Annotated in this window: 4 protein-coding genes; all 4 read left to right on the top strand. The window is 32.9% G+C overall.

All coding sequences use genetic code 11. From position 1 onward, the window contains the following. Nucleotides 1-802: DUF438 domain-containing protein (locus CI949_RS17975; RefSeq protein ID WP_365941918.1), on the top strand; the 802-nt coding region annotated here is incomplete at its 5' end. Between the two features lie 186 nt (nucleotides 803-988). Next, nucleotides 989-1,480: an inorganic diphosphatase gene (locus tag CI949_RS17980; protein WP_290768905.1), complete on the top strand. Its 492-nt coding sequence runs from the start codon at nucleotides 989-991 to the stop codon at nucleotides 1,478-1,480. A gap of 25 nt (nucleotides 1,481-1,505) precedes the next feature. Then, nucleotides 1,506-2,357 (top strand): sulfurtransferase, encoded by an 852-nt coding sequence (locus CI949_RS17985; RefSeq protein ID WP_290768908.1) that lies wholly within the window; start codon nucleotides 1,506-1,508, stop codon nucleotides 2,355-2,357. A gap of 56 nt (nucleotides 2,358-2,413) precedes the next feature. Further along, a complete protein-coding gene (locus CI949_RS17990; protein ID WP_089722837.1) occupies nucleotides 2,414-3,802 on the top strand; it encodes a rhodanese-like domain-containing protein in 1,389 nt (462 codons plus the stop codon). Nucleotides 3,803-3,898 lie beyond the last annotated feature (96 nt).

Here is a 3,898-nt window from a genome sequence, read left to right on the forward strand (position 1 = left end):
AGGCAGTACTATGACTGCATTGACAAGAAAAGAAGAACTTAAAAATCTTTTAGAAAGACTAAATAGTGGTGAGGCTACAGAGAAAGTAAAAAGAGAGGCCCAAGAATTAATTAACAGCATTAGCGCGAAAGAACTTTCGGAAGCTGAACAGGAATTAATTAATGATGGTTTAGAAGAAACTGAATTGAGACATTTATGTACTGCTCATATTGAAGCAATGGCAGAAGAATTAAAGGAATTAAAGGCTGATGTACCAGTTGGTCACCCTTTAAGCACTTTGATTTCTGAACATGAAGAAATTTTAAAAATCTTAGAACGTCTGGATAAAGTTAATTCTGAAATTCAAAAACTAGATGATTTTGATCCTGATAATCCTTTATTTGATGAATTAAAGAATATTGGCAGCAAATTATTGGATACCGAAAAACATCATACTCGAGAGGAAGAAACATTATTTCCTGAAGTTGATAAGAGCGGTGTAACAGGTCCAACCAGAATTATGAGAATGGAACATGACGATCTCTGGCCTCATAAAGAAAGAATTAATGAGATGGCAGAAAATGCAGATGAGATTGATTTTGAAGATTTTAAAAGAGAAATTAAAGAACATGCTGACTATGTTGTTGTAACTTTAAGAGATCATATTTTTAAAGAAAATAATATCCTATATCCAACAGCTAAAGATGTTATTGAAGAAAGCCAATGGGAAGAGATTAAAAGCAAAAGTGATGAGATAGGTTACTGCAGCTTTACTCCAGCAGCAGAATTAAATAATATTCTTTTTGCCAGACTTAATAATTAAATAAATATATTATTAGAAATTTACTCCTCTTTAAACAGATTTGTTTTTAAATTGTCTGTTATGAAGGGGAGTTTTTTTGATTTTGCTCATAAAATTTGATTTTTTAGTAAAAATAAGATATTATTAAGTTAGATTTAACAATTAATAGTAAAGATAAGTAAATTATAATTAAATGGGGGAATAAAAATGAGTAATAATTTAATCGATGTTTTTGTAGAAATTCCTAAGGGAAGCAATAACAAATACGAATATGATAAAGAAAAGGGGAAGTTTAGACTTGATAGAGTGATGTATTCTCCGGTTTATTATCCGGCAGATTATGGTTATTTAGAAGAAACTTTGGCTGATGATGGAGATCCGCTTGATGCAATGGTTTTGACAACTTTTCCAACCTTTCCTGGTTGTATTATTACTGCTAAGGTAATTGGGATGTTTATCATGGAGGATGAAAAAGGTAGAGATGAAAAGATATTTTCTGTACCTGAACATGATCCTAGATTTAGAAACACAAACACTCTTTATGATTTGGAAGAACATCTTTTAAAAGAATATGAACACTTTTTTTCCGTTTATAAAAACTTAGAAGAAAAAAAGGTAGATATAATTGGTTGGGCCGGAATTGAAGAGGCCTTTGAAGTTATTGAAGAATCAAAAAAAGCATATCAAGAAAATAATTAAGAAACTGATAATGGGGGTTGATCATATGAAATCAGAAGATCTAAAATTTGTAAGTACAGCTTGGGCAGCAGAACATTTAACTGATGATGATTTAATTATTATTGATTCACAGGCAGATTCACATGATTATATAATTGAACATTTACCAGGTGCTTTTTATTTTAATGAAAATTTATTTAGACTTAGTGCTGATGGAATTCCTAATTCTTTCATTGCTGAAAAAGCAGTTGAATCACATTTAGAAAACATAGGTTACACAGGGAACCAAAAGATATTGATTTATGGTGGAACTGGCAAAGCAAGCGAAGAGAGCAGCAAGAATGCTCCTTTTATGACTGCCTACAGTCTTTATCGAGCCGGAGTCGAAAATATTTATATTTTAGATGGGGGATTAAATAAGTGGAGGCAGGAAAACAGAAGAGTTGAAAAAGGATATCCGACTGCTTCTAGGGGCAGCTTTAAAGCTGAGCTGAGGCATGATTTATTAGTTGATATGGAACATGTTAAAGAAGCTTTGGCAGATCAAAATAAGATTTTAGTTGATGTTAGAGCAAAGGGTGCATATCTAGCTAAGGGAGGTCCCTGGTCAAGAGCCGGCCATATCCCAGGAGCTATTAATATTCTATTGGATGAAATTTTAGCTGCAGCTAATCCATTTAAATTAAAGCCTCAGGCTGAAATTGAAGCTTTAATTGATAAATATGGCTTAGATAATAAGGAAGAAATAATTATCTACTGTGGAACTTCACATAATGCGGTAGTCTTATTTTTAGTATTTAAGTTCTTATTAAATTTAGATAATATTCGTTTTTATGAAGGCGGTTACACAGAGTGGTCAATTTTTTCAGAAAATCCAGTTGAAAAAGAAGCTAATTAAAAGATGCAGTATGTTTAATAATGGATTAAAAGCTTGCTTAGAGAGGGAGGAAATCAATGTTATTTAAAAAAGTTAAATCTGAAGGTCTGGCTCATTTTTCTTACATTATTGGGGATCAGACTGAAGCAGCTGTTATTGATCCCCGAAGAGATATTGATATTTATTTAGAAATTGCTAAAAAAGAAGGAATGAAGATTAAATATATATTTGAAACCCATAGAAATGAAGACTACATTATCGGATCAAGGGCATTAGCAAAGAGATCTAATGCTGAAATTTTTCATGCAGATGGTGAATTAGACTATCAATATGGGCAGTTGGTTGAGGCTGGTAAGGATTATCAAATTGGTAGATTGAAAATTAAAGCTCTACATACACCAGGTCATACTAAAGGTTCTCATTCTTATCTATTAAAGGACTATGATCAGAATCCCTGGATGCTTTTTAGTGGAGATATTCTTTTTGCTGGAGATGTGGGAAGAATTGATTTTTATGGAGAAGATAATATTCCTGAAATAGCAGCTTTACTTTATGACTCACTATATAATAAAATATTACCTTTGGGTGAAGAAGTAATACTATGTCCTGCCCACGGGGCTGGCTCAGTTTGTGGTAGTCAGATAGCAGATCGTGAGCTGACAACTATTGGGATTGAAAAACGATCCAATCCATATCTGCAGTTTCAAAGCAAAGATGATTTCATAAATGAAGTAGGAAAGATGGAAGCAAAACCTAAATATTTTGAAACTATGGAAGCAGCAAATCTTAACCCAGCTGCTGCTAAAGATGCTCCTTTTATATCTGCTCTAAGCCCCAAAGAATTTGAAAAAGAAATGAAAAAAGAGGACACAGTTGTTATTGATATCCGGAGTGATAGTGATTATGCAGCCTCCCATATTCCGGGTTCAGTCTTTTTATGGGAGGATATACTTTCGGGTTTTGTAGGATGGTTTTTGGAGAATAACAAAAGAATTCTTCTTGTAAATAATGGTGATTATCCGGAAAAAGCAGTTAGTTATTTATTTCGAATGGGTTTTGAAAATCTTGTTGGTTATTTGGCAAGAGGAATGTTAAGCTGGCATATGGCTGCTAAAAGCACAGAATCAACAGCTATTATAAATGTTGCTCAATTATGTAATTTACTTGATACTCGTGCTGAGGCTGAATATTTGCTCCTTGATATAAGAAAAGAAGAAGAAAAAGAAGAGGAAGGTTATATCGATGGTGCTTTAGAAATACCTCTGACAGTTCTGCAGGCTAATTTAGTTAAATATGCAGAAGAAATAGATAGAGGTGGTGAAATTTATATATTCTGCGGCAGTGGTATGAGATCAATGACGGCCGCCAGTTTATTAGAAAATAAAGTTGAAAACAAAGTTAAAGTAGTACTTGGTGGTTTAAATGCCTGCTCTTCAACCAGCTGCCCTATCAAAATAGAAGAATAAAATTATTAGATTTTTTAAAGCAAAAAAGTCTTGAGCATTTGAACTTGCTCAAGACTTTTGATTTATTTCCTTATTAAACGATAGAATTCAATTAGC

The sequence above is a fragment of the Halanaerobium sp. genome, assembly GCF_003070835.1.

Coding starts and splice junctions, on each gene's coding strand:
- CI949_RS17985 (WP_290768908.1), top strand. CDS start 1,506: ATGAAATCAGAAGATCTAAAATTTGTAAGTACAGCTTGGGCAGCAGAA.
- CI949_RS17980 (WP_290768905.1), top strand. CDS start 989: ATGAGTAATAATTTAATCGATGTTTTTGTAGAAATTCCTAAGGGAAGC.
- CI949_RS17990 (WP_089722837.1), top strand. CDS start 2,414: ATGTTATTTAAAAAAGTTAAATCTGAAGGTCTGGCTCATTTTTCTTAC.